We start from the raw sequence: 24,958 nt of genomic DNA, 5'->3' as shown, positions 1-24,958 counted from the left end.
AACAGGTTCTGCCTACTGTGACGCACCCCCTTGAGTCACTGCGGCCGTGCAGATCTCCTATTTCCACACCTCGGAGAACGTTCCCAGCCTGCGCCCCGTGGCTGAGGGCGGCCCCGACGCGGCCGTGGTGATTGATGTCCTGCGGGCGACCACCACCATTGCCTGTGCCCTGCAAAGCGGTGCCGAGGCCATTCAGGCCTTCGCCGAGCTTGAGGCCCTGAATCAAGCGGCCGATGCCTGGGTCCCTGAGCGTTGCCTGCGCGCGGGTGAGCGCGGTGGTCAGCGGGTGGAGGGCTACGACTTGGGCAACTCTCCCCTGGCGGTGACCCCTGAGGTGGTCGGGGGCAAGCGCATCTTCATGAGCACGACCAATGGCACCCGCTCCCTGGAGGCTGTGAAGCCCGTGCCGCTCTTGGTGACGGCCTGTCTGCCCAACCGCACGGCGGTTGCCAAGCGCTTAATCGACCATGGGGTCGAGCGGGTTTGGGTCGTCGGCAGTGGCTGGGAAGGGGACTACTCCCTGGAGGACAGCCTGGCTGCCGGTGCCGTGATTTCAGCTGCGATGGAGTGTGCCGTCTCGCCCCATGTGGGCGTGCGCTGCGCCAACGATGAGGCCCTGGCGGCCCTGGCCCTTTGGCAGCAATGGCGCCATGACACCGAAACCTGCCTGCGGGCCGCAAGCCATGGCCAGCGTCTGATCGGTCTGGGTAACCATGACGCCGATTTCGCCTGTTGCGCGGCCGTCGACACGATGACCATGGTTCCCACCCAAACCAGCCCAGGGGTGTTGCAGGCCGCTTGATCCCCTTACAGTGGCCGCGGTGGCAAAACTCCAGCGTTGACAAGCTTTCTGGCGTCGGCAATCCAGCTCAACAGCAGCGCTGATCTCACCGCCAATTTCGCCGCCGCTGAAGAGCAGATTGAGCTGGCCGTTCGCCGCGGTGCCGAGTTGGTTGGCCTGCCGGAGAACTTCGCCTTCATGGGTGAGGACAGCCAGCGCCTCGAGCAGGCCGCGCTCATTGCAGAGCAAGCGCAGCGCTTCCTCATCACCATGGCGCGCCGCTACCAGGTGACCCTGATGGGTGGTGGTTACCCGGTGCCGGCGGGGGCCGGTCTGACCAGCAATCGTGCCCAGCTCGTGGCCAAGGACGGTCAAATTCTGGCCACCTACGACAAGATCCACCTCTTTGACGTCGATCTGCCCGACGGCAATACCTATCAGGAGTCAGCAACGGTTCAGCCCGGCAACACGCTGCCGCCTGTCGTCGAGGTTCCTGGCCTGTGCCGCGTTGGACTCTCCATTTGCTACGACGTTCGTTTCCCTGAGCTCTACCGGCACCTGGCGGCTGAGGGTGCCTCTACCGGCACCTGGCGGCTGAGGGTGCCGATCTGCTCTTCATTCCGGCGGCGTTCACAGCCTTTACCGGCAAGGATCACTGGAATGTCCTCCTGCAGGCCCGGGCGATTGAAAACACCGCCTATGTGGTCGCACCGGCACAAACGGGCCATCACGGCGGTCGTCGCCAAACCCATGGCCACGCCCTGGTGATCGATCCCTGGGGCACCGTGCTCTCCGATGCCGGGACCTCGGTGGGCCAGGCCGTCGCACCGATCGATGTGGGCCATCGCCAGCGGATCCAGGCCCAGATGCCGAGCCTTCAGCACCGCAAGCCAGCGCTCTTTTAAGGCGAGAGTTGTGTCGTTGCTGACGCTGCAACACCAAGTCAGGCGGTTGTCCCGTCTTGGGTTTGCCCTGTTGCTTCCCTGCGTCACGATCCTCTCCGCCCTGCCGGCGAGGGCGTGGAGTGCCCTCTCGGCCTGGGGGATTAGTCGGGACGGTGTCCTGGAGCTGCGGACGCCGCCGGCCACCCGTCTCCAGGCCTTTTTTGAGGACGGCAATGGCGCTGTTGGCCCTCGCATTTGGGTGGATCTACCCGGTGCGCCTCAACGGTCCAGAACCCTGGTTGGCAATGGCGCGATTCGGGAGGTTCGGATTGGCCGACCCACCGATAACGCCACCCGTCTGGTCATTGAGTTCCAGCCGGGCACACGTCTCGATCCCCGCCAGATCAAGTTGGTCGGCACCGATGTCGATCGCTGGTCGATGGACTTTGGCCCCAGCGTCCGCGGGCTTCGGGCCATTGGAGAGGGCAGCCTTGAACGGCCCCAGGGCCCCAGTTGGCGGGCGCTTCCCCCTCCCTCCTTGCAGCTTCCGCGCGGTCCGATTCCCAAGCTGGGGGATCTCCCCTCGGTTCCCCAAGGGCGCTACACCGTGGTGCTCGATCCAGGCCACGGCGGACCGGACCCTGGGGCGATTGGGATCAACAATCTGCGTGAGACCGATGTCGTTCTGGATGTGAGCCTCCAGGTGGCTCAGATCCTTCAGGCCAAAGGCGTTCGAGTCCTGCTCACCCGCTCCTCGGAAGTGGATGTGGATCTGCCCCCCCGGGTGGCTTTGGCGAACAACAACCGAGCCGATGTTTTTGTGAGCATTCACGCCAACGCTCTGCGCATGGACCGGCCGGACGTCAATGGCGTTGAGACCTTCTATTTCCAAGGTGGCCGCTCTTTGAGCCTGGCTCAATCGCTGCAGAACCAAATGCTGGCGGCTTCGCCTGGAACCCCGGATCGTGGTGCCCGCTCCGGCCGCTTCTTTGTGATTCGCCGCACGGTGATGCCCGCGGCCCTTGTCGAAATGGGCTTTGTGACCGGGCAGCTGGATGCTCCGCGCTTGGCCGATCCGAGTTTCCGGCGGCGCCTGGCCGTTGCTATCGCTATGGGCATCCTCAACTACCTCGTGGCTTATCCATGAGCGGGGCCCCCATCGGTCTCTTTGATTCCGGCGTTGGTGGTTTAAGCATCTGGCGGCAGGTGGTTCACGCCTTGCCGTCGGAGTCGCTTCTTTATGTCGCCGATCAGGCGAATGTCCCCTACGGCCATCGCTCCGCTGACGAGATTCAGGCCAACAGCCTGGGAATTGCGGACTATCTCGTCGCCCAGGGCTGCAAGGCGATTGTGGTGGCCTGCAACACCGCATCGGCGGTGGCACTGGAGCCCCTGCGGCAGCGCTTTCCCCAGCTGCCCATCCTTGGCCTGGAGCCGGCAGTGAAGCCTGCTGTTCAGCTCACCCGTTCCGGGGTGGTGGGGGTGATGGCGACACCGGCCACCTTTCAAGGGCAGCTCTATCGCGCCACCGTTGGGCGCTACGCCACAGCGGTGCAGGTGGTGGAGCAGGTTTGTGTGGGCCTGGCTGAGTTGGTCGAGCAGGGGGATCTTGAGGGCCCGGACTGTGATGCCCGCTTGATGGGCTACCTCCAGCCGATGCTGGACGCTGGTGCCGACACCATCGTTCTGGGCTGCACCCACTACCCCTTCGTGATCGAGTCCATTCGCCGTTTGGTGGGACCGGCGATGGCGGTGCTGGATCCAGCGCCTGCCGTTGCGCGCCATCTCGCCGATGTGCTCGGCCAGGCCGGGCTGCTGGCCACGGATCCAGCCGGGGCCTTGGCGCCGCGCTTCGCCACAACGGCCGATCCCTTGGCCTTCAATCGGGCCCTTTCGCGTCTGGTGGGGGTGAGCAGCGCCAGTCAGGCACTGACCTGGCAGCTCGGACCCGATCAAACCCGCTGTCTGACCCCCGCTTAGGCAGCGGTCGGAGGCAGGCGCCTTCTAGGATCTCCCCACCGCTGGGGGTCATGGCCACCGTTGCAGAGCTGCTACAGCCCGTCGAGTCCGATCTCGAGGCTCTGCTGAGTGATCTCCGCAGTCTGATCGGTGCTGGGCACCCGATTCTTCAGGCCGCTGCGGAACACCTCTTCAGCGCCGGTGGCAAACGGTTGCGCCCCGGCATCGTTCTCCTGATTTCAAGGGCCCTCGCGCCCCAGGGTGAGCTCACGAGCCGCCATCGCCGGCTGGCCGAGATCACCGAGATGATCCACACCGCCTCACTCGTTCACGACGATGTGGTGGATGAAGCGTCAACCAGGCGCGGCGTCGATACGGTCCACAGCCGTTTCAACCACCGGGTTGCGGTTCTTGCTGGCGATTTTCTCTTCGCCCAGGCCAGCTGGCACCTGGCCAACCTCGACAACCTTGAGGTGGTCAAGCTGCTCTCGCGCGTGATCATGGATCTCGCCGACGGTGAGGTGAAGCAAGGGCTTTACCGCTATGACACCGGCCAGAGCTTCGAGACCTATCTCGAAAAGAGCTACTGCAAGACGGCGTCCCTGATTGCCAACAGCGCCCGCGCGGCTGGCGTGCTCAGCGGTCTGCCGGAGGACCAACTCGATTGCCTCTATCGCTTCGGCCGCCAGCTCGGATTGGCCTTCCAAGTGGTCGATGACATCCTCGATTTCACTGGCAGCGACCAACAGCTCGGCAAGCCCGCGGCCAGTGACCTAGCCAGTGGCTACCTGACGGCCCCTGCCCTCTATGCATTGGAGGAACGTCCTGCCTTGGCGGGCTTGATTGAGCGCGAGTTCAACCAAGACGGGGATCTGGCTCAAGCCCTGGAGTTGGTCCGCGGCAGCGAGGCCATCCAGCGCTCCCGCACCCTGGCGGAAACGTTTGCGAATGAGGCCTACGAGGCCCTGAGCTTCCTGCCCCCGTCGGATTGCCGTACGGCCCTGCTTGAACTGCCGGAATTCGTGCTGAGCCGGTTGTACTGAGCTTCAGTTCAGCAGCGGTAAGACCTGGTCGAGGGAGCTGATCCTGTCAGTGATTTGGGCTGGGTAGAGCACTGGGTCTGCATCCGGTGCAGGCACGACGAACACGCGGCAGCCCGCAGCGAGGGCTGCATGGGCCCCTGCCGGTGAATCCTCGAAGGCCCAGCTGTCCTTGCAATTCACCCCAAGTCGCTGGGCGGCGAGCTGAAAGACATCTGGATGCGGTTTGCCGCGTCTGAGCTCAGGGTCGTCTCCGTGGACCCGTTCTTCAATGGCCGCCAGCCAAGGGTGGGGCTTGGCTTTCAAGTTCACCGCCTCTTTTGAGCTGCTAGTGGCCAGGGCCATCGGTAGGCCCAACTCCAGGCAGCGACGGATCAGCGCCTGGGCGCCGGCCATGGGTGGCGCCTGAATCAAGAGGGCCTCGGCAATGGGCTGGCGAATGGCCAACAGCTCATCAACGCTTGGAACCAGCAGCTGGCTCGCGCGGATCCACTCACGCACCTGCTCAGCGCAATCCAGGCGCCGGCGTCCTCGCAGTTGCATCAGTTCTGGATCGGCCAGGGGGCGTCCGAAGTGATGGGCCGCCTGCTGCCAGGCCTGCGCATGCAGGGGTTCGGTGTCGAGCAGCAGCCCGTCCAGGTCAAACAGGCAGGCGGCGGGATGAGCCATGTCTCCATCCTGAACCCTGCAACAGCGTTACAGCGCTTCAGAGCAGCCTTTTTCCTCGCTTGAATGGCTCCATTGCGTTGTCGATGGGCCATGGCTGAGACCGGGATTGAGTCGGTGCTCAATGAGGCGCGGGTGTTTGATCCACCGGCCGCCCTGTCGGCATCCGCTCGGATCGGCTCCTTGCAGGCCTACCGGGACCTGGCCGCCCAAGCTGAAGCCGATCCCGATGGGTTCTGGGGTGAAGCGGCTCGGCGGGAGCTGCATTGGTTTAAGCCGTTCGAGACGGTCCTCGACTGGAGTAACCCACCCTTTGCCCGCTGGTTTGAAGGGGGCCAAACCAACCTGTCGTTTAACTGCCTGGATCGCCATCTCGATGGTCCCCGGGCCGACAAGACGGCCCTGATCTGGGAGGGGGAACCGGGTGATGTGCGGCGCTTCAGCTACCGCGAACTGCACGCGGAAGTCTGCAAAGCGGCCAATGCCCTGAAGGCCCTTGGCGTTGGTAAGGGCGACTTGGTGGCCCTGTACATGCCGATGGTTCCGGAGGCCGCCATCGCGATGTTGGCCTGTGCCCGTATTGGTGCGCCCCATTCCGTGGTCTTTGGTGGTTTCTCCGCCGATGCGCTGCGCGATCGCCTGATCGATGGTCAGGTCAAGCTCGTTGTGACGGCGGATGGGGGCTTCCGCAAGGACAAGCCGGTTCCCCTCAAGCCCGCCGTGGATGAAGCGCTTGCGGCAAAGGGTGGTGCTCCGAGTGTGGAGAAGGTTCTGGTCGTCCAGCGCATCGATTCGGGCTGTGCCATGGAGTCCGGTCGTGACCACTGGTGGCATGAGCTCGTGGATGGTCAGAGCAGCGATTGTGCGGCGGAGCCGATGGAGAGCGAGGACCGCCTCTTCGTCCTCTACACCTCCGGTTCCACCGGTAAGCCCAAGGGGGTGGTGCACACCACGGCTGGCTACAACCTCTGGGCTCACCTGACCTTCCAGTGGATCTTCGACATCCGCGAAGACGACGTCCACTGGTGTACAGCGGATGTGGGCTGGATCACCGGCCACAGCTACATCGTCTACGGCCCTCTCTCCAATGGCGCGACGACGGTGATGTACGAAGGGGCCCCTCGCCCCAGCAACCCCGGGGCCTTCTGGGAGCTGATCCAGAAACACCGTTGCACCATCTTCTACACGGCGCCCACGGCGATCCGCGCCTTCATGAAGAGCGGCCGGGAGGTGCCGGATCAGTACGACATGAGCTCCCTGCGGATCCTCGGCACCGTGGGGGAGCCGATCAATCCAGAGGCCTGGATCTGGTATCGCGATGTGATCGGCGGTGGTCGCTGCCCGATCGTCGACACCTGGTGGCAGACGGAGACCGGTGGGGTGATGATCAGCCCCCTTCCTGGGGCGACGCCGACCAAGCCAGGCTCGGCGACCCTTCCACTCCCCGGCATCCAAGCCGACATCGTCGACCACGACGGCAACTCCCAAGGAGCGGATCAAGGTGGCTACCTCGCGGTGCGTCGTCCCTGGCCGGGAATGATGCGCACGGTCCACGGCGATCCCGACCGTTTCCGCAAGAGCTACTGGGAGGAGATTCGCCCGGCCGATGGCTCCCACATCTACTTCGCCGGAGACGGCGCCCGCCGCGATGCCGACGGTTACTTCTGGGTGATGGGCCGGGTCGACGACGTGATCAACGTCAGTGGCCACCGTCTGGGGACGATGGAAATTGAAAGTGCTCTGGTCAGTCATCCCGCCGTGGCGGAATCCGCTGTGGTGGGTCGCCCGGATGACCTCAAGGGTGAGGGCATCGTTGCGTTTGTGACCCTTGAGGCCGGCCGCAGTGGTGATGACGCCTTGGTGGCCGAACTGCGCAGCCATGTGGGCAAGGAGATCGGTCCGATTGCCCGCCCGGATGTGATCAAGTTCAGCGACGCCCTACCGAAGACCCGCAGCGGCAAGATCATGCGCCGGATCCTGCGCTCCCTCGCCGCCGGTCAGGAGGTCAGCGGTGACACCTCAACCCTGGAGGATCGCTCCGTTCTTGATCAGCTGCGGGTCTGATCCGGGCTCGTCCACCACTGCAGCAGCTGATCGGCCAGTTGATCCAGTTCCCTCTGTCGGGCTGGATCATCGGCCCATCCCCCGAGCAGGTTCTGGGCCAGTTGATCCAGTTCCCTCTGCCGGGCTGGATCATCAGCCCAACCCCCGAGCAGGTTCTGACGGAGTCCTGCGCTGGCTGGGGTGAGGTGATCTCCGGCCCGCTCGAGCAAGCGGGTGCTGTCCTGGCTTCGGTTTTGAAGTACCTGCAGGAGCCGAGGGCTCTGGTCCAGTTGGTCGCTTTTGAAGCGCACCAGCAGGTTGTTGGCTTGTCTGTAATTTTTGGCGATCAGCCGCAGGGTCTCCTCGGGGGATGGGCTGAACTCGCTCGTGACCCCGAGGGCTCCTCCGAGCTCGGCGAGCAGTGGAACACTGCGCTCGGCGGAGAAGTTGTTGAAGCTCATCGCTGCCAGGCCGCTGCAGCCTCGACCGTTATCGGGTGCCAACAGGTGCAGCTTGCAGCCCAGGCTGTGGCCCAGCCTCAGCGGCGGAGGCTGGTCAGGGTCTCGCCGTTGGCGGAAGCTCCTCCAGGCTTCATTGGCCTGGGCCTGATGGTCAAAGCCGGGTACATAGCTCCAGGCGTGGATGGCCATGCCCCGGCGCGCCAAGGCCTCGAGAAGCCGCCGATAGCTGATCTGCGGCGTCGCAGCGAGATAGCTGCCGCCAATGAACTCGATCAGCCCCCGCGGTTGGGGAGGGGTCCAGCACCAGAGGCTTCCGCGCTGGCGCCAGCTCATGCGGCCTGAAGGCGCTTGAGGCAGTCCAGGGCTTCACGGCGATGGGCCGGGCCATCGAGCAGGTTGTTGAACACGTGACGAACGACCCCGCTCGCGTCGATCACGTAGGTCACGCGGCCCGGCAGCAGTCCAAGGACGCCGGGCACCCCAAAGGCCTTGCGCAACTGGTTGTTTTGATCCACCAGCAGGGGATAGGGCAGGTTGTGGCGGCTGGCAAAGCGCTGATGACTGCTGGCGTTGTCGCCACTGACGCCCCAGACCTCCGCCCCTAAGGCCTGCAGGTCGGCATAGCTATCGCGGAAGGCGCAGGCCTCCATGGTGCAGCCAGGGGTGTCGTCCTTGGGATAGAAGAACAGCACCAGAGCCTTGCCCGCGAGTTGATCGCTGCGGCGCTCCACGCCGTTCTGATCCTGCAGCGCGATCAGGGGAGCGCGATCACCGCTTTTCAGGGCTTGGGCCAAGGCCGGTACAAGAGCTGCGCAAACCCTAGGGAGGGGCTGGCCAGGGCTGGGATTATGGGGCGACTGCAGAGGTGGGGATGACCAGGGGCGACGCGGAGATGGACGAACAACAGCCCCGTGCTGGCTGGGAGCAGGTGGATCTGCTCAGCCTGGTCAGTGGATCCGCCGCGGCGCCAGTCGTGCCTGAGCCTGCGCCGGAGCCTGCTGCGGAGACGGCTGTTGTTGTCGACCGGCCTGAGGAACCTGAGCCATCGCCTGCCGCGCGTCTCTCTGGTCCCAGTGGCCCCGAGCTGCTGTTGATCCTCGACACGGAGACCACCGGCCTCTCCCCGGCGGAGCATCGTTGCATTGAGGTCGGTGCGGTTCTTTTTTCGGTGCCGGATCGCTCGGTGTTGAGTCAGGTTTCGTTTTTGATGCCTTGCACCAGCAATGCCGCTGAAGCGGTGAATGGCATCGCCCCGGCCCTGACGCAACGCCCTCAGCCATGGCAGGCGGGTCTGGCCTGCTTCGAGGCCATGGTTGAAGCCGCTGACGTCCTCCTGGCCCATAACGCCGCCTTCGATCAGCAGTGGTTTGGTCTGGGCTCCCTGCCGGCACTCAGCAAGCCCTGGCTTTGCTCCATGGAGGACATTCGCTGGCCCCAGGAGCGTCAGCTGCGGTCCACGCCCTCGGTGCGTGATCTGGCCTTGGCCTATGGCGTGCCGGTTTGGGCGGCCCACCGGGCCCTCACCGATTGCATCTACCTGGCGCAGGTCTTTGAGCGTTGCGAGGACCTGGAGGACCTCCTTCTCCAGGCGATGGAGCCGCGCCGCCTCTACCGCGCTCGTCTCTCCTATGAAGAACGCCATAAGGCCCGCGAGGCGGGCTTCCGCTGGAATCAACCGGTGAGCGGAGCCTGGAGCCGGCGCCTGTCTGACCGCGAGGTGGCCCTATTGCCCTTCCCTGTCGTTCCGGTCGATGAGGCTGCGGAATTGCGCAGCGCCTGATTTGCTTCAACAAGAGGAAGCGGATCCACTCATTTCAAGGAGCAGCTGAGCCTTCTCTCCATCGTGGTGGGTGAGCTCTGGTCAGTTCCATGTCTGTGCATGCTCGCGGTCATCCCTCTAGGCCCTGCGCCCTGAGCAAGGTTCAGCGCTGGCAGCGCAGCCGCACCTGGGCCCGCTTAATTCGCGAAGCAGAAGCCCTCTGGCATGTGGATGTGCGCGAACTCCATCGTTTGGCTGCGCTGGAGTTGTCGCAGCTGCTGGAGGAGGTGCCGCCGGGATTGCGTCCCAGGGTGAACCGTTGGCTGCAGGGGTATCACGTTCACACGCGACTGGAGCCCGATTCGAGGGAGTAAAGCCTCAGCTTTTTGGACCAAACACAAAAAAACCACCTCTGGGGGAGGTGGTTTTGGCGGAAGTTGCCGGTGATCAAATCGGAGCGGCGGGATTTGAACCCACGACCCCCACTACCCCAAAGTGGTGCGCTACCAAGCTGCGCTACGCCCCGGCGAGAAAGAAGCTATCACAGCGCTTTGCCGCGTTTCGAGCGGATTTTTCGCAGCATTCGCCGGGTCAGTTGATCGCGGTTCAGGCCCGCGTAGCCCCAGAGGCGCAGGGCGCGAGCGAGCTCCCTTAATTCCCGCAGATTCATCGAGGCCAGGCGCAATTCAGGCACCTTCTGCCAGGCGGTGGCGGTCGGCGGCAGAGCACTGCCCACGCCGCCCGGCTTCAGGCTTGAGAGGGCACCGTCGGCCATCCACTCAGGCACCAGCACAAACAGAACGGCCAGCAGCCCGTAGAGCTCCACCAATCCGCGGGGAAGGGGGTGCAATTGCCGAGGGGCGTTGTTCTCAGCCGATTCGGTAATGGGTCTTGGCTCCGCGTCAGCGCCGGCGCCATTGTTCCGCAAGCCAGGCGTTCCCCCAAGGGGGGCAGAGCCAGAGCTGTCTGCCTAGATCAGGTCAGCCGGGCGCGCCTGAAGCGGTTTGGGGCGCTCCAGGGCGGGCTGCTCTTTCCAGAGCATCGGTGGCTCGGTGCTGGGCGCCAGGCGGACATACCAAAACACCAGGGCAAAGACCAGCCCCAAGGTGGCCAGGATGCCGATGATCACGGTTCGATCCGGTAAGGGGTTCATCAGACCTGATCCACCCGTAGGCACTGCATCCGCATCGGCAGTTGCTCCAGCGTGAGCTCATCGCCACGCAGGATCATCTCCATGCCATCACTGCTGTAGCGAACGCCAGGTTCGTTGCTTTGCAGCCGAAAAAAGGTTCTGCGGTATCCACCGCTGATGAGGGAGGCCTGGGATTGATTGCGCTCGATCACCAGCATTCCCTTGTCATGGCAGAGGTAGCGATCCTTGATCGCGTAGTCCTCCCACCAGGGGGACTGCATGGCCTGAGCCATCAGCAAGGCAAGTCCGAACATCAAAGGCGAATTGGGCTGTTGTCTCCCCGCAGAACGCAGTGGCTGATGCTCCAGTCGTAGTTCTGCCAGACCGCCGCGGGGAGTTTGTAGTGACAGCCCTCCCACTGCTCATCGAGCAAGACCCCCTGGGGTTGTGCGGAGCAGTAGGGGCGGCTGCCTGGACGGGCCAGGTACTGCTGGTGATAGCCCTCGGCGAAGAAAAAGGGTTTGCCCAGGGCAATTTCCGTGGTGATGGCTCCTTTGCCGGAGCCATTCAGCAGCTGCTGGTAGCGATCAGATGAGGCCTTGGCGACCGCCAGGAGCTTGGGCTCGTTGACGTAGATCGATGAGCGGTACTGGGTACCGGTGTCGTTGCCCTGGGCCATCCCCTGGGTTGGGTTGTGGCATTCCCAGAAGAGCTTCAGGAGATCACTGAAATCAATGGCGTTGACATCCCAAACCACACGTACGACTTCGGTGTGACCGGTTCGGCCGGAGCAGACCTCCTCATAGGTCGGGTTCGGGGTGTAGCCACCGGCGTAGCCCACCGCGGTCGTGATCACCCCGGGCAAGCGCCAGAACCCCTTCTCCGCGCCCCAGAAACAGCCGCAGCCAAAGAGGGCTTCCTGCTGACTGGTGCTCAACGGAGCCTTCAGCGCTGTACCCAGGACCACGTGGCGATCCGCCGTCGCGATCGGATCGGGGCGTCCTGGTAGGGCCGCTTCTGGTGCAATCAGGTTTGTCTTTGATCCACCCATGCCCTGAAACAGTCCGAACACCACAACAGCCTTTGCTGGCCAGAGCCTAGGAAGTTCAACCCTCGGTCGAAGTCGATTCCAGGGCGATGTGATTGAGCAGGGTTGTGGTGAAGGTGAAGAGCAAAAACGGCAGGGACAGCACCAGGATCAGCCCAACGCCCACCAGGGCCACGATCGGTTTGCTGGCGCCCATGAGCGCGAGTCCGGCCGCCAGGCTGACAAAGATGACCAGCATCCAAATCAGGATCTGGCCGTAGATATCGCCAAAGGTCAGGGTGCAGCGCAGGCGGTAGGCAGAGCTGGTGAGCATGGGGGCGCTCAGCGGAGGCGTCCCTCCAGCTAAGCGAGCTCAAGCGGGCTTGTCCTGGGATGTTGCAAGAACGATGCTGTCCTTCAAGCCACGCGCGTGAGTTGTTCCTCCGCCTGTTCCCGCTCCCAGAGCCTGCGGTAGGTGCCGGCTTCCTCGAGGAGCGCGTTGTGGTGTCCCTGCTGCACCAGGCGCCCCTCGTCCAGGACAAGGATTCGATCACAGGCCGCTGCCGCTGAGAGTTGGTGGCTGATCATCAAGATCGTTCGGTCCCGCTGGGCGCGAATCGAGCTCAGGATGTCGGCGGCCGTGTTGTTGTCCACGCTGGCCAGGGCGTCATCGAGCACCAAGAGCGGGGCTTGAACCAGCAGGGCACGACCCAGGGCTGTGCGCTGGCGCTGTCCGCCACTCAGGGTGATGCCGCGCTCCCCTACGAGGGTTTCGTAGCGATCGGGGAAGCCCCGCACATCAGCGGCCAGTCGCGCCTGCTCCGCTGCCTGCTCGATCCGCGCTTGATCCGCGTCTGGTTCTCCATAGCGGAGGTTGTCGGCGAGGCTCGCAGTGAAGAGGTAGCCCTCCTGGGGGACCAGGGCGACCTGTTGGCGGAGCTGCTCGAGGTCGAGGGCTGTGATGTCAGTCCCATCGAGGTACAACTGCCCTTCAGGCACGTCCACCATCCGGCCCAGGGCCCTGGCCAAGGTGGTTTTGCCGCATCCCACGGGTCCGACAACGGCCACGAGCTCCCCTGGGGCAAGGCGGAAGCTGACGTCCTCAAGGGTGTTGCGCTCCGCGTCGGGGTAACGCAGGGTGAGGCCTCGGGCTTCGATCCCAGCGGCTTGGCTGCCCGTCCGTTGAGGGACTGGCTTTGGTGCCTCAGGGGATTGGATGCGCGGCGTCCGGCGCAGCAGCTCTTCGACGCGCTCCAGGCTCACCTGGCCGGTCTGGAAGGTATTCAGCGTGAATCCCAGAAGGGCCGTAGGGAAGACCAGTCGCTCGACATAAAGGATCAAGGCCACCAAATCCCCGATGGAGAGGCGACCGCTCTCCAGTTGCCCGCTGCCGAGGGCGAGCAGCAACAGCAAACTGACCGACGAGATGCCCTCCAGGAGAGGGAAGAGCGTGCTGCGGGTGCGGGCTAACTGGAGAGCGTCATCCCGGTAACGCTTGTTGCGCCGCTCGAAGGCCTCCCGCTCGGTGCGTTCTTGGCCATAGATCTTGATGGCGCTGATGCCGGAGAGGTCCTCCTGGATCAGATCGCTCAATTCCCCGAGCGCTTCCTGCTGACGGCGCTGTTGCCGCATCATCCGGCCGCCGAAGAGTCGAACGGTGGTCAACATCAAGGGGTAGAGCCCCACCGCCGCCAGGCTGAGCAGTGGGTCGATGGCGAGCATCGCCGGCAGCGTCAGGGCGTAGGCGAGGGCGGTGTTCGTGAGGCTGAGCACCGCAAAGCCCAGCAGGCGCCGCACGTTCTCCACATCACTGGTGGCTCGGCTGATTACTTCGCCGCTGCCGGTGCTCTGCACCCAACCGGGCTCCTGGCGGAGCATGTGATCAAAGATCTTCTGCTTCAGCTGGGCCTCCACCTGCCGGCCCACTCCGAAGACCAGCATTCGCGAGACCAGCCGGACGCCCCCCATGAGGGTCGCCAGCACGACGATGATTCCCGCCTGCCGCAGCACGTCGCTGTAGGTGAAGCCGTCCTGGAGGTCATCGATGACGCCCCGCACCATCAGCGGGATCGTGACGCTCAAGAGGTTGACGACCACTAGGGCGGCGACGCCCAGAAGCACCGTGCGCCGATAGGGCCGCAGGTAGCGCTGGATCAGTCCGAAGCGGATCGCCGCCATGGATCAAGGCAAGGTTTCGCCAACCTAGGCAGCGACCCCAGAACAGCGTTGTTGAGCGATGCTGTGCCGGCGCACCCTCAGTCGGCTCGATGGACGAGAACCAGCAGTCTCATCCTCTTTATGGAACCGAACGCGACCTGGTGGACCGGTTGTTGGCCACTGAGGCACCTGCTGATGCTGATCTGGTGGAGCTGGGTCGCCTGTTGATGCGTTACGAGGGATTTCCCGGGGCCCTGGATCTTCAGGAGGATCTCCAGAAGACCCTGCGTCTGTGGGGCTTAAGCCGCGAGCAACTGCATCAGCGCACGCGGGCGATCTGGGCTGGCGGCTATCGGCCGGGGGCTGAAGCGGCACCTCAGGCCGTCGGATCTGGTTTTGACACGTCCGATCAGGACAGTCCCTGAGCCTTGTTTTTGCTAGAGACCAATTTCGTTCTTGCGTTTTGATGACAGCCCCCCAGTCCTGGTCGGCCCTTCTCGATCAACTCCTGCGCGGTGAGTCGTTGCAGGGATCGCAGGCACGCGATCTGATGGAGGCCTGGCTGTCTGAACAGCTCGAGCCCGTTCAAACGGGCGCCTTCCTCGCGGCCCTTCGCTCCAAGGGGATGAACGGTGAGGAGCTGGCGGCCATGGCTGAGGTCCTGCGCGCTGCTGCACCCCTGCCCTGTGCCCGGCCTGACCTTGAACTGGTGGATACCTGTGGCACCGGTGGGGATGGGGCCAACACGTTCAACATCTCGACGGCCGTTGCTTTTGTGGCCGCCGCCTGTGGGGCCCAGGTCGCGAAGCACGGAAACCGCAGTGCCAGCGGCAAGGTCGGCTCTGCCGATGTTCTGGAAGCGGTTGGACTGAACCTCAAAGCTCCAACCGACGTGGTGGTTCAGGCACTCAATGCCGCCGGCGTCACCTTCTTATTTGCTCCGGGCTGGCATCCCGCCTTGGTTGGACTGGCCCCCCTGCGCCGGGCCCTGGGGGTGAGAACGGTGTTCAACCTGCTGGGTCCCCTGGTCAATCCCCTCAGGCCGGACTATCAGGTCCTTGGTGTCGGAGCAGCGGAGTTGCTCGATCCCATGGCCGATGCCTTAGCCCGCTTGGGCTGCCGCCGTGCCGTCGTGGTCTTTGGCCATGGCGGGCTCGATGAAGCATCCCTTTCTGGCCCGAGTGAGTTGCGTCTGATCCAGGACGGACAGGTGGAACGCCAGCTCTTGGATCCCCAGACGCTGGGCTTGAGCCTCGCTCCGATGGAGGCCCTCCGGGGTGGAGAACTGGAGGACAACGCTCGGATCCTGGAGGCCGTGCTCCAGGGCCAGGGGAGCCAGGCGCAACAGGATGTGGTGGCCCTGAACGCGGCCCTGGTGATCTGGGCCGCTGGCTTGGCTGACTCCGTTGCGGCAGCCCTGCCTCTGGCGCAGGCCGCCATGGAGAGTGGAGCCGCCTACGCGCGGCTGCGCAGCCTCAGTCAGGCCCTGGCTTAGAACTCCCTTAAGGGAAGATGTCGGCATGAGCAGCTCACCCACCCCTCAACCAGCCCTTCTTGTGTTGGCTGACGGCCTGGTGTTGCGTGGTGAAGCCTTTGGCGCCAGAGCGACGGCCTTCGGTGAAGTGGTCTTCAACACCGGTATGACCGGTTACCAGGAGGTCATGACCGACCCCAGCTATTCCGGGCAGTTGGTCACCTTCACCTATCCCGAACTGGGCAATACCGGGGTCAACGGCAGTGATCAAGAGGCCGATGTCCCCCATGTTCGCGGTGTGATCGCCCGTCAGTTGGCTCCCACCCAGAGCAGCTGGCGCAGTGAAGGCAGCCTCGAGGCCTGGTTAGAGCAACACGGCGTGGTCGGCATCTCCGGCATTGATACCCGCTCCCTGGTGCGCCACCTGCGCGAGGGCGGTGCCATGAACGGTGCCATCAGTACTGACGGCAGCACGCCCCAGCAGTTGCTGGAGCGGGTCCAGGCGATGCCGTCAATGGCTGGTTTGAACCTGGCGAAGGACGTCTCCACCAGGGAGCCCTACACCTGGTCATCCCTTTGCCCTGCTGCCTTCGATCAACGGCTCCAGGACAACCCCGCGACCCCGTACAAGGTCGTGGCGATCGACTTCGGCATCAAACGGGCCATCCTCGAACGGTTGGTGGCCCATGGCTGCGATGTCACGGTGCTGCCGGCCGACGCCACCTTGGAGCAGGTGCTCGAGCGCCAGCCTGAAGGTGTTTTCCTCTCCAACGGCCCTGGCGACCCCTCGGCTGTGACCAGTGGGATCAACCTGGCGAAGTCGTTGGTTGAGCAGGAGGCACTGCCCCTGTTCGGGATCTGCCTGGGGCACCAGATCCTGGGTCTAGCCCTTGGTGGAAGCACGTTCAAGCTTGGCTATGGCCACCGCGGTCTGAACCACCCGTGCGGGACCACCGGTGTGGTGGAAATCACCAGCCAAAACCACGGTTTCGCCTTGGACGCTGACTCGCTCCCGGCCGATCAGATGGAGGTCACCCATCTGAATCTCAACGATCGAACCGTTGCGGCCTTTGCCCATCGCCAGAAGCCGATCTTCGGGGTGCAGTACCACCCAGAGGCCAGTCCTGGCCCCCACGATGCCGACCATCACTTCGGCCGTTTCGCCGCGCTGATGAGCGAGCGACGGGGCTGATCGATCGCAGTTTGTTGCGGTCGTGCCCGTTTCGAAAACCCTCACTACACTGCGATCGCCAGTGACGTCAGAGGTCAGCAGCCATCACTGATCTGCAGCGATTGACCGTCTCTCTACGCGGTGGTTTTGAACAGCAGGACGGATGTCTCCTGTTCAGCTTCACCGGGCAGTTGGATGCTTACTCCGAGAAGCAATTTCTCGCCTTTATCAACGACCACCTCACCAGCACCCCGCAGCCGCTGGTGCTGGACCTGAGCAAGATCGATTTCATCGATTCCTCGGGTCTCGGTGCCCTGGTGCAGTTCGCTAAACACTGCAACGACCAGAAGATCCAGTTCTTAGTGGTCGGCAATGCCAGGGTCGTCCAGACGGTGAAACTGGTAAGGCTTGAGGAGTTTCTCCATCTCCAGCCAGACCTCAACACCGCCCTCGGAGCCATCGCCGCCTAATTCGGCAGCCTGGCTGACCCAACTCCAAGCACCGGGATGGCCCGGGGAGTTGGGTCCGCTTCAGCTGGCCTGGCTAGGGGATGCGGTCTGGGAGTTGCACCAGCGCATGCGCCGCTGCCGCCAGCCGGGACGCAGTTCCGATTTGCATCGAGCCGTTGTGGCGGATGTCCGCGCAGATGCCCAGGCGGAGGCCCTCGATCGCCTGCAGGAGAAGGGATTGCTCCAGGAGGCCGAACTGGAGTGGGTGCGGCGTGGACGCAATAAAGCGGGTCGTGGGCCCCGCAAGGGAGAGGCTGGTGTCTATGGCAAGGCCACGGGATTTGAGACAATGGTGGGCTGGCTCTTTCTGCAGAACCCCAGCCGCCTTGCACAGCTGCTGGCAGAACTCGAGGACGCCGACCGATAACCCCTTTGCCTGACAACCATGAGCCCCCGTTTTGATCGTCGTAAGGACCAGCGCTCGGGCCCAGGCGGAGGGAAGCCACCCCGCGGCGGCGGACGGTTTGCCGATGATCGATCCGGTGGCGAGCGTCGCGGCGACCGTTTTGGCGGCGAGCGTTTCGGATCGGATCGGGGTGGCAACCGCTTTGGCGGGGACGAGGCCGGCGGTGGACGTCCGGGATACCGCTCCGGTGGCCGTCCTGGAGGTCGTCCTGGCGACCGATCTGGCTTCCGTGGCGGTTCGTCCCGTCCGTTTTCTCCCCGCGGCGAATGGCGTCCCGACGGAGAACAGCGCGGTGGTGGTGGCGAGAGACGTGAGCGCTTCTCCCGTTCGGAAGGCCGCCCCGATAGCCGGGGTGAGGCCTCCAGTCGGCCCGAGCGCCGCGGCCCGCGACCCCAGGGCCGCCCGTTTTTGAAGGGACGCTCCTCTGATCGCTTCCGCGACGAGGCTCAAGAGTCCGGCCGGGACGGTTACCGCCCTGGCGGCAAGGGGCGTTTTGGGGGTCGTCGCGACGAGCAGGGTGGCGGGCGCAAGCCGTTCTCCCGTGATCGCGACCAGGCCAAGCCCATCGCCGTCGAGGTTCCCGTTGGTGAGGCCGAACGGTTCAACGCCTATCCCGCCGATGATTTGATCTGGGGGCGCCATGCGGCCCAGGCAGCCCTGGAGAGCGGCCGTCCCGTGCACCGCATCTGGTGCACCCCGGAAATGCGTTTTCAGCCCCGTTTCCTTCAGTTGCTGCGGGAAGCCAAGTCCGGCGGCGTGCTGGTGGAGGAGGTCACCTGGTCGCGTCTCGGCCAGCTGACCAATGGGGCGGTGCACCAGGGCATCGTCATGCAGGCTGCGGCCGCCGACACCCTGGATCTGGGCACCCTGATCGATGGCTGCCGCGACCTGGGTGAGCCCCCGCTGCTGATGGCCCTCGACGGCATCACCGATCCCCACAACCTTGGGGCCATCGTCCGCAGCGCAGAAGCCCTCGGCGCCCATGGACTGGTGTTGCCCCAACGCCGCAGTGCCGGTCTGACCGGTTCCGTCGCCAAGGTGGCTGCTGGAGCCCTGGAGCACCTGCCCGTGGCCCGAGTGGTCAACCTGAACCGCGCCCTCGACAGTCTGAAGAACGAGGGCTATCGGGTGATTGGTCTGGCGGGAGAGGGCAGTGTTGCCCTGAGTGAGGCTGACCTGGACGGTCCCCTGGTGGTGGTGACTGGCTCAGAAGGGGATGGTCTCTCGATGCTGACCCGCAAGCACTGCGATCAGCTGGTGCGGATCCCGATCCGTGGCGCTACCCCCAGCCTGAACGCCTCGGTCGCCACCGCGATGGTTCTTTATGAGGTGGCCCGTCGCGGCTGGATGAAGCAGATCTCGGGGGCCGCGCCGGCCCCGCGGATCGTGCGTCCTCAGTTGCCAACGCCTGCCCCCCTGGAGCTGCCGGAAGAAGGCAGTGCAGAAGCGACCTCCGCCGTTCCCGAGGACGACATCGTTCTCAGTCCCGCTGAAGAGGCCCGTGCCGATCAGCTGGTGGCCGATGTGATGGCTGAGTTCCAGGGGGATTCAGCTGCGGTTGTCGAACAGACCGATGGGGCCGATGGGACGGATCCAACCGCGACGTTCTCCTCCGACATCAAGCTCTGAATGCTGCGCTTGCCCATTCCGGAGCCAGAATGGTGTTATCGCCTCCCGTCTGGATGACGCCCCTTCTTCGGCCTCTGCGCAGCATTGCCAATGGGTTTGGTCTGGCTTGGTGGGCCCGCGTTGAAACGAGGCGACCGGATGTGACCTACTGGTTTGGTCCCTACATCCGGCGCAGCAGCCTTGAGGCTGCGCTGCCTCCTTTTCTGGCTGACCTCCGCAGCGAAGGAGCTGCTGAGGTCAACCACTCCCTGATCAAGACCCGGCGCGCCGAGCCCCTGACCATTGCGGCCGAGGGTTAGCTCACGGGTTGGCTGATAGCGTCAACCCTTGGTTTGGACCTGGGTTTGATGGGTATCGCCGAGTGGCGCGACCAGCTCAAAAGCGGCGACGTGTCCGCCCGTGAGCTCACGGACCATCACCTCAGCCGCATCGAGGCGGTTGAGCCCAGCGTTAAGGCCTACACCGAGGTCACGGCTGAACGGGCCCGTGCCGATGCCGACCGCATTGATGCCCTGAGGGCCTCTGGTGCTGAGCTCCCGCCCTTGGCGGGTGTTCCCCTGGCGATCAAGGACAACCTCTGCACCCGCGGGATCCGAACGACCTGCTCCAGCCGGATGCTGGAGAACTTCGTTCCCCCCTATGAGTCCACGGTGACCGATCGGCTCTGGGGTGCCGGCGCAGTCCTGCTTGGCAAAACCAATCTCGACGAGTTCGCCATGGGCAGCTCGACCGAGACCTCAGTCTTCGGCCCAAGCCGCAACCCCTGGAACACGGACAAGGTTCCCGGGGGCAGTTCCGGTGGCAGTGCCGCCGCCGTAGCAGCTGGTGAGTGTGTCGGTTCCCTGGGATCAGACACCGGCGGCTCCATTCGCCAGCCCGCCTCCTTCTGCGGGGTGGTGGGCCTCAAACCCACCTACGGCCGTGTCAGCCGCTATGGCTTGGTGGCTTTCGCCAGCTCCCTGGATCAGGTGGGTCCCTTCGCCAACAGCGTCTCGGATGCCGCCGAGTTGCTCCAGGTGATCGCCGGTGAGGATCCCCGCGATTCGACCTGTCTGAAGGCCCCCGTTCCCGATTACCGGGCGGCCTTTACCCAACCGGTGGCGGGGCTGCGTGTGGGCATCGTGCGGGAGTGTTTTGAAGCCGAGGGCCTGCACCCTGAGGTCAAAGCCTCGGTGATGGCCGCTGCGGCCCAACTCGAGGCCCTGGGCTGTGACCTCGTTGATGTCAGCTGCCCCCGCTTCAACGACGGCATCGCCACCTACTACGTGATTGCCCCCTCGGAGGCGTCCGCCAACCTGGCCCGCTACGACGGCGTGAAGTACGGCTACCGGGCTGAGGATGCCGCGAGCCTGGCGGAGATGACCTCCCGCAGCCGTGCCGAAGGCTTCGGTGACGAGGTCAAGCGCCGGATCCTGATTGGCACCTATGCCCTCTCGGCCGGCTACGTGGATGCCTACTACAAAAAGGCGCAGCAGGTCCGCACCCTGATTCGCCGTGACTTCGACGCCGCCTTTGGTCAGGTGGATGTGTTGCTCACCCCCACTTCACCCACCACTGCCTTTGGCTTCGGCGCCCACGCTGAAGACCCCCTGGCGATGTACTTGGCTGACCTGTTGACCATTCCCGCCAACATGGCCGGTCTGCCGGCCATCAGCCTCCCCTGCGGTTTTGATGGGGCTGGTCTGCCCATTGGCGTGCAGCTCATCACCGGTGTTCTTCAAGAGGAGCGCCTGCTCCAGGTCGCTTATCACTACGAGCAGGCCGCGCGCGTGATGGACAAGCGTCCCCAGGCGTCCTTGGTGCCCTGATCCCTAGTGGTGGCGTGCCGGGCTGAAGAAGTGGTGGCTTAGACCCTGAATCTGGTGTTGCCGGCTTAGCCTGGACTCAGCCTCGGCTCCACCGCTTTCTTCGCGCTTGGCCTTCGTCCCCCTCCATAACCACAGCGACTACAGCCTTCTGGATGGGGCAAGTCAGCTGCCGGCCATGGTGAAGCGGGCTGAGGAGCTGGGAATGCCGGCGATCGCCCTGACCGATCACGGTGTGATGTACGGCGCGATTGAGCTGCTGAAGCTCTGCCGCGGCAGTTCCGTGAAGCCGATCATCGGCAACGAGATGTATGTCATCAATGGCTCCATTGATGACCCCAACCCACCGAAGAAGGAGCGCCGCTACCACCTGGTTGTCCTGGCCAAGAACGCGGTGGGCTATCGCAATTTGGTCAAGCTCACCAGCATCAGCCACCTGCGGGGCATGCGCGGGCGGGGCATTTTCTCCAGAGCTTGCATCGATAAGCCGACCCTCGAGCGCCATAGCGAGGGCCTGATCATTGCCACCGCCTGTCTGGGCGGTGAAATCCCCCAGGCGATCCTGCGGGATCGCCCCGATGTGGCCCGGGATGTGGCCCGTTGGTACCAGGGGGTCTTTGGCGACGACTTCTACCTCGAGATTCAAGACCACGGCTCCCCGGAAGATCGGATCGTCAATGTGGAGATGGCGAAGATCTCCAAGGAATTGGGGATTCCGTTGGTGGCGACCAACGATGCCCACTACCTCACCAGCAATGACGCCGAGGCCCACGACGCCCTGCTGTGCGTGCTGACGGGCAAGTTGGTCACCGATGAGAAGCGTCTTCGCTACACGGGGACGGAGTTCATTAAGAGCGAGCAGGAAATGCTCGGACTCTTCGCGGACCACCTGGAGCCCGAGGTGGTGGCCGAGGCCGTTGCCAATACGGCCCTGGTGGCCGAGAAGGTCGAGGACTACGACATCCTTGGGCGCTATCAAATGCCCCGCTTCCCAATCCCCGAGGGGCACACCCCGGTGAGTTATCTGCGGGAGGTGACCGAGCAGGGACTACGCGCGCGCCTGGGGCTTCCGGAGGGCAGCGGTTTCGAGGCCACCTATGGCGAACGCCTCGATTTCGAGCTCCAGGTGATGGAGCAAATGGGCTTCCCGACCTATTTCCTGGTGGTTTGGGACTACATCCGCTTTGCCCGAGACAACGGCATCCCGGTGGGCCCTGGTCGCGGTTCCGCCGCCGGCTCCTTGGTGGCCTACGCCCTCGGCATCACCAACATTGATCCGGTCACTAACGGTCTGCTCTTCGAGCGCTTCTTGAATCCAGAGCGCAAGTCGATGCCTGATATCGACACGGACTTCTGCATCGAGCGACGTGGTGAGGTGATCGACTACGTCACCGAGCGCTATGGCGAAGACAAGGTCGCCCAGATCATCACCTTCAACCGGATGACCTCCAAGGCCGTCCTCAAGGATGTGGCCCGGGTGCTGGATATCCCCTACGGCGATGCCGATCGTCTCGCCAAGTTGATTCCGGTGGTGCGCGGCAAACCCGCCAAGCTCAAGGAGATGATCGGTGAGGAATCACCCGCCCCTGAGTTCCGCGAGAAGTACCTCGGCGATCCCGCAGTGAAGCGCTGGGTCGACATGGCGATGCGCATTGAGGGAACCAACAAAACCTTTGGCGTCCACGCTGCGGGTGTGGTGATCGCCGCCGATCCCCTCGATGAAGTCGTTCCGCTGCAACGCAACAACGACGGTCAGGTGATCACCCAGTACTTCATGGAAGACGTGGAGTCCATGGGTCTGTTGAAGATGGACTTCCTGGGGTTGAAAAACCTCACGATGATCGACAAAACCGTCGATCTGGTGCAGCAGAGCTCAGGGGTCAGCATCGATCCCGATGCCCTTCCCTTGGATGACGAAGGCACCTTTGGCCTGCTGGCGCGCGGAGACCTGGAGGGCATTTTTCAGCTGGAATCCAGTGGGATGCGCCAGATCGTGCGGGACCTCAAGCCCTCCTCCCTGGAGGACATCTCATCGATCCTGGCCCTCTACCGACCGGGCCCGCTCGACGCGGGGCTGATTCCCAAATTCATCAACCGCAAGCACGGCCGCGAGGCGATTGATTTCGCCCACGCCAAGTTGGAGCCGATCCTGCAGGAGACCTACGGGATCATGGTTTACCAGGAGCAGATCATGAAGATCGCTCAGGATCTGGCGGGCTATTCCCTTGGAGAGGCGGATCTTCTCCGCCGGGCCATGGGTAAGAAGAAAGTCTCGGAGATGCAGAAGCACCGAGACATCTTTGTCAAAGGTGCAAGTGAGCGCGGTGTCGACGCCAAGATCGCCGATGAGCTCTTCGACCAGATGGTGCTCTTCGCGGAGTACTGCTTCAACAAGAGCCATTCCACCGCCTATGGCGCGGTGACGTATCAGACCGCCTACCTCAAGGCCCACTACCCCGTTGCCTATATGGCGGCGCTGCTCACGGTGAATGCCGGCAGCACCGACAAAGTGCAGCGCTACATCTCCAATTGCAATGCAATGGGGATCGAGGTCATGCCCCCCGATGTGAATGCCTCCGGGATTGACTTCACCCCCGTCGGCGATCGCATCTTGTTTGGCCTCTCGGCCGTGCGCAATCTCGGCGAGGGTGCGATTCGTGCCCTGCTGGAGGCCCGCAGCAGTGACGGTCCCTTCCAGTCCCTTGCCGATCTCTGTGATCGCATTCCCGGCACCACCTTGAACCGCCGCTCCCTGGAAGCGTTAATCCATTGCGGTGCCATGGACGCCCTCGAGCCGGAGGCCAACCGGGCTCAGCTGATGGCCGATCTGGATTTGATCGTTGATTGGGCCTCGTCCCGCGCCCGCGACCGCGCCAGTGGCCAGGGCAATCTCTTTGACCTGTTTGCGGCTCCAGCCAGCGGGGATGCAGAGGAGACCCAGGGGGGTGGATCTGACCTGAGCACCGCCCCCAAGGCGGCACCGGTCAAGGACTATCCGCCCACCGAAAAGCTCAGGCTCGAGAAGGAATTGGTGGGTTTCTATCTCTCTGATCACCCGCTCAAGCAGCTGACCCGACCGGTCCAGTTGCTTTCACCCGTCGGCCTGGGTGGCCTCGAGGAGCAGGCCGATAAGGCGCGGGTCAGCGTCGTTGGCATGGTCTCAGGCCTACGCCCGGTGACCACGCGCAAGGGGGATCGGATGGCGGTCCTGCAGCTGGAGGATCTCAGCGGCAGTTGTGAAGCGGTGGTCTTCCCCAAGACCTACGCCCGCCTTTCGGATCACCTGATGGTCGATGCCCGGCTGCTGGTCTGGGCCTCCGTCGACCGGCGCGATGAACAGGTCCAGCTGATCGTGGACGACTGCCGTGTCATCGACGAGCTCCAGTTTCTTGTGGTGGAACTGGATGGACCGCAGGCCAGCGACATCGCCATTCAGCACAAGCTGCGGGAATGCCTGAACCAGCACCGCACCGAGAAAGACGAGGGAGGTGTTCGTGTCCCTGTCGTGGCGATGGTCAAGGACCAAAGCCAGGTGCGCTACGTGCGCCTGGGCCACCAGTTCTGCGTGCGCGACAGTCGTGCCGCCCTCAGCAGTCTGGAGGCCCAGGCCTTCCGGGCCCGGCTCAGCTCGAAGCTGGTGGCCGCTTAACGGAGTTGCGCAGCCGGCTGATGTTCACGCCGATCTGCTCGAATCCCAGCAGGGTTCCTGCTGAGGTTTCCCAACTGGCTGACAAGACCCCGTAGCTCAATCCGAGCAGGCCCAACAGGAAAAATCCCCCAGACGTCACCAGGGTGGCGGCGGGGGGAATGTCCAGAATTCCACGGCTGACCACCACATAGCTCACGATGAAGGTGGCCATGCCCATCACCGTGGGAATGCCGGTGGCGATGCCCACCCGCCGCGCCATTCGATTGGCGACGGCCGGTGGGATGGCTTGTGGGTTGGTCGGCTTGGAGCGACCCTGGGCTGCTTTGGATTGGCTCGGGGGAACGCTTGGCGCGAGTCCGCCGCCGCCCTTCTGCGGGCGGGAGCGGTTTTTCCCCTCGTTTGCCAT

At 63.9% G+C, this 24,958-nt stretch carries 26 protein-coding genes, 1 tRNA gene and 1 pseudogene; 17 read left to right on the top strand and 11 right to left on the bottom strand.

Going from position 1 to position 24,958, the window contains the following annotated elements; all coding sequences use genetic code 11:
• The first annotated feature begins 46 nt into the window (after positions 1-46).
• The 5 genes and pseudogenes from QZ186_RS03770 (at position 47) to sds (ending at position 4,667) form a co-directional block, all read left to right on the top strand.
• Positions 47-802 carry a 2-phosphosulfolactate phosphatase family protein gene (locus QZ186_RS03770; RefSeq protein WP_010316788.1) on the top strand — a complete coding sequence of 252 codons (756 nt, stop codon included), beginning with the start codon at positions 47-49 and terminating at the stop codon, positions 800-802.
• 36 nt (positions 803-838) lie between these two features.
• Positions 839-1,686 (top strand): annotated as a pseudogene (locus QZ186_RS03765) (carbon-nitrogen hydrolase family protein).
• A gap of 46 nt (positions 1,687-1,732) precedes the next feature.
• Positions 1,733-2,812, top strand: coding sequence for an N-acetylmuramoyl-L-alanine amidase (locus QZ186_RS03760; RefSeq protein WP_296415870.1), 1,080 nt, complete (start codon positions 1,733-1,735; stop codon positions 2,810-2,812).
• The gene (gene murI, locus QZ186_RS03755) at positions 2,809-3,645 is read left to right on the top strand and encodes a glutamate racemase (RefSeq protein WP_296415869.1); all 837 of its coding nucleotides are present in this window, start codon (positions 2,809-2,811) and stop codon (positions 3,643-3,645) included. The genes QZ186_RS03760 and murI overlap by 4 nt, the downstream gene beginning before the upstream one ends.
• 50 nt (positions 3,646-3,695) lie before the next feature.
• On the top strand, positions 3,696-4,667 hold the full coding sequence (gene sds, locus QZ186_RS03750) for a solanesyl diphosphate synthase (protein ID WP_010316792.1): 972 nt from the start codon (positions 3,696-3,698) through the stop codon (positions 4,665-4,667).
• Positions 4,668-4,670: 3 nt separating this feature from the next.
• Here the strand turns inward: sds and QZ186_RS03745 are convergent, their stop codons facing one another.
• Entirely contained in the window at positions 4,671-5,333 is a 663-nt protein-coding gene (locus QZ186_RS03745; protein ID WP_296415868.1) for an HAD family phosphatase, read from the bottom strand.
• 90 nt (positions 5,334-5,423) lie between these two features.
• On the opposite strand from QZ186_RS03745, the gene acs reads away from it, so the two are divergent.
• Positions 5,424-7,394, top strand: a complete 1,971-nt coding sequence (acs, locus tag QZ186_RS03740; RefSeq protein ID WP_296415867.1) for an acetate--CoA ligase — start codon at positions 5,424-5,426, stop codon at positions 7,392-7,394.
• Here the strand turns inward: acs and QZ186_RS03735 are convergent.
• Positions 7,379-8,167 (bottom strand): DUF1350 family protein, encoded by a 789-nt coding sequence (locus tag QZ186_RS03735; protein ID WP_296415866.1) that lies wholly within the window; start codon positions 8,165-8,167, stop codon positions 7,379-7,381. The two genes, acs and QZ186_RS03735, sit on opposite strands and share 16 nt — an antisense overlap.
• Positions 8,164-8,628 carry a peroxiredoxin gene (locus QZ186_RS03730; RefSeq protein WP_247478151.1) on the bottom strand — a complete coding sequence of 155 codons (465 nt, stop codon included), beginning with the start codon at positions 8,626-8,628 and terminating at the stop codon, positions 8,164-8,166. Before QZ186_RS03730 ends, QZ186_RS03735 begins: the two co-directional genes overlap by 4 nt.
• Before the next feature lie 77 nt (positions 8,629-8,705).
• Between QZ186_RS03730 and QZ186_RS03725 the strand changes: the two genes are divergently transcribed.
• Together QZ186_RS03725 and QZ186_RS03720 are read left to right on the top strand one after the other, a co-directional pair.
• Entirely contained in the window at positions 8,706-9,614 is a 909-nt protein-coding gene (locus QZ186_RS03725) for a 3'-5' exonuclease (RefSeq protein ID WP_296415864.1), read from the top strand.
• A gap of 89 nt (positions 9,615-9,703) precedes the next feature.
• Positions 9,704-9,967: a hypothetical protein gene (locus tag QZ186_RS03720; RefSeq protein WP_010316799.1), complete on the top strand. Its 264-nt coding sequence runs from the start codon at positions 9,704-9,706 to the stop codon at positions 9,965-9,967.
• Between the two features lie 78 nt (positions 9,968-10,045).
• Here QZ186_RS03720 and QZ186_RS03715 read toward each other — a convergent pair.
• The 7 genes from QZ186_RS03715 to QZ186_RS03685 form a co-directional block, all read right to left on the bottom strand.
• Positions 10,046-10,119: transfer RNA gene (locus QZ186_RS03715), tRNA-Pro, on the bottom strand.
• A 15-nt stretch (positions 10,120-10,134) separates the two neighbouring features.
• Positions 10,135-10,443, bottom strand: coding sequence for a hypothetical protein (locus tag QZ186_RS03710; RefSeq protein ID WP_296415863.1), 309 nt, complete (start codon positions 10,441-10,443; stop codon positions 10,135-10,137).
• Positions 10,444-10,563: 120 nt separating this feature from the next.
• Entirely contained in the window at positions 10,564-10,746 is a 183-nt protein-coding gene (locus QZ186_RS03705; protein WP_010316801.1) for a hypothetical protein, read from the bottom strand.
• A complete protein-coding gene (locus QZ186_RS03700; RefSeq protein ID WP_010316802.1) occupies positions 10,746-11,039 on the bottom strand; it encodes a hypothetical protein in 294 nt (97 codons plus the stop codon). Before QZ186_RS03700 ends, QZ186_RS03705 begins: the two co-directional genes overlap by 1 nt.
• The gene (gene msrA / locus QZ186_RS03695) at positions 11,039-11,797 is read right to left on the bottom strand and encodes a peptide-methionine (S)-S-oxide reductase MsrA (protein WP_296415862.1); all 759 of its coding nucleotides are present in this window, start codon (positions 11,795-11,797) and stop codon (positions 11,039-11,041) included. Before msrA ends, QZ186_RS03700 begins: the two co-directional genes overlap by 1 nt.
• A gap of 34 nt (positions 11,798-11,831) precedes the next feature.
• Entirely contained in the window at positions 11,832-12,086 is a 255-nt protein-coding gene (locus tag QZ186_RS03690; protein ID WP_296415861.1) for a hypothetical protein, read from the bottom strand.
• 83 nt (positions 12,087-12,169) lie between these two features.
• Positions 12,170-13,930: an ABC transporter ATP-binding protein gene (locus tag QZ186_RS03685; protein WP_296415860.1), complete on the bottom strand. Its 1,761-nt coding sequence runs from the start codon at positions 13,928-13,930 to the stop codon at positions 12,170-12,172.
• Between the two features lie 89 nt (positions 13,931-14,019).
• Between QZ186_RS03685 and QZ186_RS03680 the strand changes: the two genes are divergently transcribed.
• The 9 genes from QZ186_RS03680 to QZ186_RS03640 all read left to right on the top strand — a co-directional run bounded on the left by QZ186_RS03680 (position 14,020) and on the right by QZ186_RS03640 (position 24,552).
• A complete protein-coding gene (locus QZ186_RS03680) occupies positions 14,020-14,334 on the top strand; it encodes a DUF3288 family protein (RefSeq protein ID WP_010316806.1) in 315 nt (104 codons plus the stop codon).
• A gap of 41 nt (positions 14,335-14,375) precedes the next feature.
• Positions 14,376-15,404 carry an anthranilate phosphoribosyltransferase gene (gene trpD, locus QZ186_RS03675; RefSeq protein ID WP_296415859.1) on the top strand — a complete coding sequence of 343 codons (1,029 nt, stop codon included), beginning with the start codon at positions 14,376-14,378 and terminating at the stop codon, positions 15,402-15,404.
• Positions 15,405-15,429: 25 nt separating this feature from the next.
• A complete protein-coding gene (gene carA, locus QZ186_RS03670) occupies positions 15,430-16,575 on the top strand; it encodes a glutamine-hydrolyzing carbamoyl-phosphate synthase small subunit (RefSeq protein WP_296415858.1) in 1,146 nt (381 codons plus the stop codon).
• A gap of 101 nt (positions 16,576-16,676) precedes the next feature.
• Positions 16,677-17,024, top strand: a complete 348-nt coding sequence (locus QZ186_RS03665) for an STAS domain-containing protein (RefSeq protein WP_010316811.1) — start codon at positions 16,677-16,679, stop codon at positions 17,022-17,024.
• A 106-nt stretch (positions 17,025-17,130) separates the two neighbouring features.
• On the top strand, positions 17,131-17,430 hold the full coding sequence (locus QZ186_RS03660; protein WP_156797920.1) for a ribonuclease III domain-containing protein: 300 nt from the start codon (positions 17,131-17,133) through the stop codon (positions 17,428-17,430).
• Positions 17,431-17,448: 18 nt separating this feature from the next.
• Complete coding sequence (gene rlmB / locus QZ186_RS03655; protein WP_296415856.1) at positions 17,449-19,098, top strand: 23S rRNA (guanosine(2251)-2'-O)-methyltransferase RlmB; 1,650 nt, start codon at positions 17,449-17,451, stop codon at positions 19,096-19,098.
• Positions 19,099-19,151: 53 nt separating this feature from the next.
• Positions 19,152-19,397 carry a DUF1816 domain-containing protein gene (locus QZ186_RS03650; RefSeq protein ID WP_247478213.1) on the top strand — a complete coding sequence of 82 codons (246 nt, stop codon included), beginning with the start codon at positions 19,152-19,154 and terminating at the stop codon, positions 19,395-19,397.
• Positions 19,398-19,445: 48 nt separating this feature from the next.
• The gene (gene gatA / locus QZ186_RS03645; RefSeq protein ID WP_296415855.1) at positions 19,446-20,906 is read left to right on the top strand and encodes an Asp-tRNA(Asn)/Glu-tRNA(Gln) amidotransferase subunit GatA; all 1,461 of its coding nucleotides are present in this window, start codon (positions 19,446-19,448) and stop codon (positions 20,904-20,906) included.
• Between the two features lie 106 nt (positions 20,907-21,012).
• A complete protein-coding gene (locus QZ186_RS03640; protein WP_296415854.1) occupies positions 21,013-24,552 on the top strand; it encodes a DNA polymerase III subunit alpha in 3,540 nt (1,179 codons plus the stop codon).
• Here QZ186_RS03640 and QZ186_RS03635 read toward each other — a convergent pair.
• Entirely contained in the window at positions 24,527-24,958 is a 432-nt protein-coding gene (locus QZ186_RS03635; protein ID WP_247478217.1) for a PAM68 family protein, read from the bottom strand. The two genes, QZ186_RS03640 and QZ186_RS03635, sit on opposite strands and share 26 nt — an antisense overlap.

The organism is Vulcanococcus sp. DEBay_Sum29NL08_54 (genome assembly GCF_017859255.1).
GTDB lineage: Bacteria > Cyanobacteriota > Cyanobacteriia > PCC-6307 > Cyanobiaceae > Vulcanococcus.
Note: the sequence above shows the minus strand (reverse complement) of the source record. Positions and strands in the feature narration are given on the sequence as shown.

What these genes read in the sequence shown, in the direction of transcription:
- QZ186_RS03690 (WP_296415861.1), bottom strand. Translation starts at nt 12,086, where the DNA reads ATGCTCACCAGCTCTGCCTACCGCCTGCGCTGCACCCTGACCTTTGGC.
- QZ186_RS03680 (WP_010316806.1), top strand. Translation starts at nt 14,020, where the DNA reads ATGGACGAGAACCAGCAGTCTCATCCTCTTTATGGAACCGAACGCGAC.
- QZ186_RS03720 (WP_010316799.1), top strand. Translation starts at nt 9,704, where the DNA reads ATGTCTGTGCATGCTCGCGGTCATCCCTCTAGGCCCTGCGCCCTGAGC.
- murI (WP_296415869.1), top strand. Translation starts at nt 2,809, where the DNA reads ATGAGCGGGGCCCCCATCGGTCTCTTTGATTCCGGCGTTGGTGGTTTA.
- carA (WP_296415858.1), top strand. Translation starts at nt 15,430, where the DNA reads ATGAGCAGCTCACCCACCCCTCAACCAGCCCTTCTTGTGTTGGCTGAC.
- gatA (WP_296415855.1), top strand. Translation starts at nt 19,446, where the DNA reads ATGGGTATCGCCGAGTGGCGCGACCAGCTCAAAAGCGGCGACGTGTCC.
- rlmB (WP_296415856.1), top strand. Translation starts at nt 17,449, where the DNA reads ATGAGCCCCCGTTTTGATCGTCGTAAGGACCAGCGCTCGGGCCCAGGC.
- QZ186_RS03650 (WP_247478213.1), top strand. Translation starts at nt 19,152, where the DNA reads ATGACGCCCCTTCTTCGGCCTCTGCGCAGCATTGCCAATGGGTTTGGT.
- QZ186_RS03685 (WP_296415860.1), bottom strand. Translation starts at nt 13,930, where the DNA reads ATGGCGGCGATCCGCTTCGGACTGATCCAGCGCTACCTGCGGCCCTAT.
- QZ186_RS03660 (WP_156797920.1), top strand. Translation starts at nt 17,131, where the DNA reads ATGCGCCGCTGCCGCCAGCCGGGACGCAGTTCCGATTTGCATCGAGCC.
- QZ186_RS03725 (WP_296415864.1), top strand. Translation starts at nt 8,706, where the DNA reads ATGACCAGGGGCGACGCGGAGATGGACGAACAACAGCCCCGTGCTGGC.
- trpD (WP_296415859.1), top strand. Translation starts at nt 14,376, where the DNA reads ATGACAGCCCCCCAGTCCTGGTCGGCCCTTCTCGATCAACTCCTGCGC.
- sds (WP_010316792.1), top strand. Translation starts at nt 3,696, where the DNA reads ATGGCCACCGTTGCAGAGCTGCTACAGCCCGTCGAGTCCGATCTCGAG.
- QZ186_RS03700 (WP_010316802.1), bottom strand. Translation starts at nt 11,039, where the DNA reads ATGTTCGGACTTGCCTTGCTGATGGCTCAGGCCATGCAGTCCCCCTGG.
- QZ186_RS03735 (WP_296415866.1), bottom strand. Translation starts at nt 8,167, where the DNA reads ATGAGCTGGCGCCAGCGCGGAAGCCTCTGGTGCTGGACCCCTCCCCAA.
- acs (WP_296415867.1), top strand. Translation starts at nt 5,424, where the DNA reads ATGGCTGAGACCGGGATTGAGTCGGTGCTCAATGAGGCGCGGGTGTTT.
- QZ186_RS03635 (WP_247478217.1), bottom strand. Translation starts at nt 24,958, where the DNA reads ATGGCAAACGAGGGGAAAAACCGCTCCCGCCCGCAGAAGGGCGGCGGC.
- QZ186_RS03745 (WP_296415868.1), bottom strand. Translation starts at nt 5,333, where the DNA reads ATGGCTCATCCCGCCGCCTGCCTGTTTGACCTGGACGGGCTGCTGCTC.
- QZ186_RS03705 (WP_010316801.1), bottom strand. Translation starts at nt 10,746, where the DNA reads ATGAACCCCTTACCGGATCGAACCGTGATCATCGGCATCCTGGCCACC.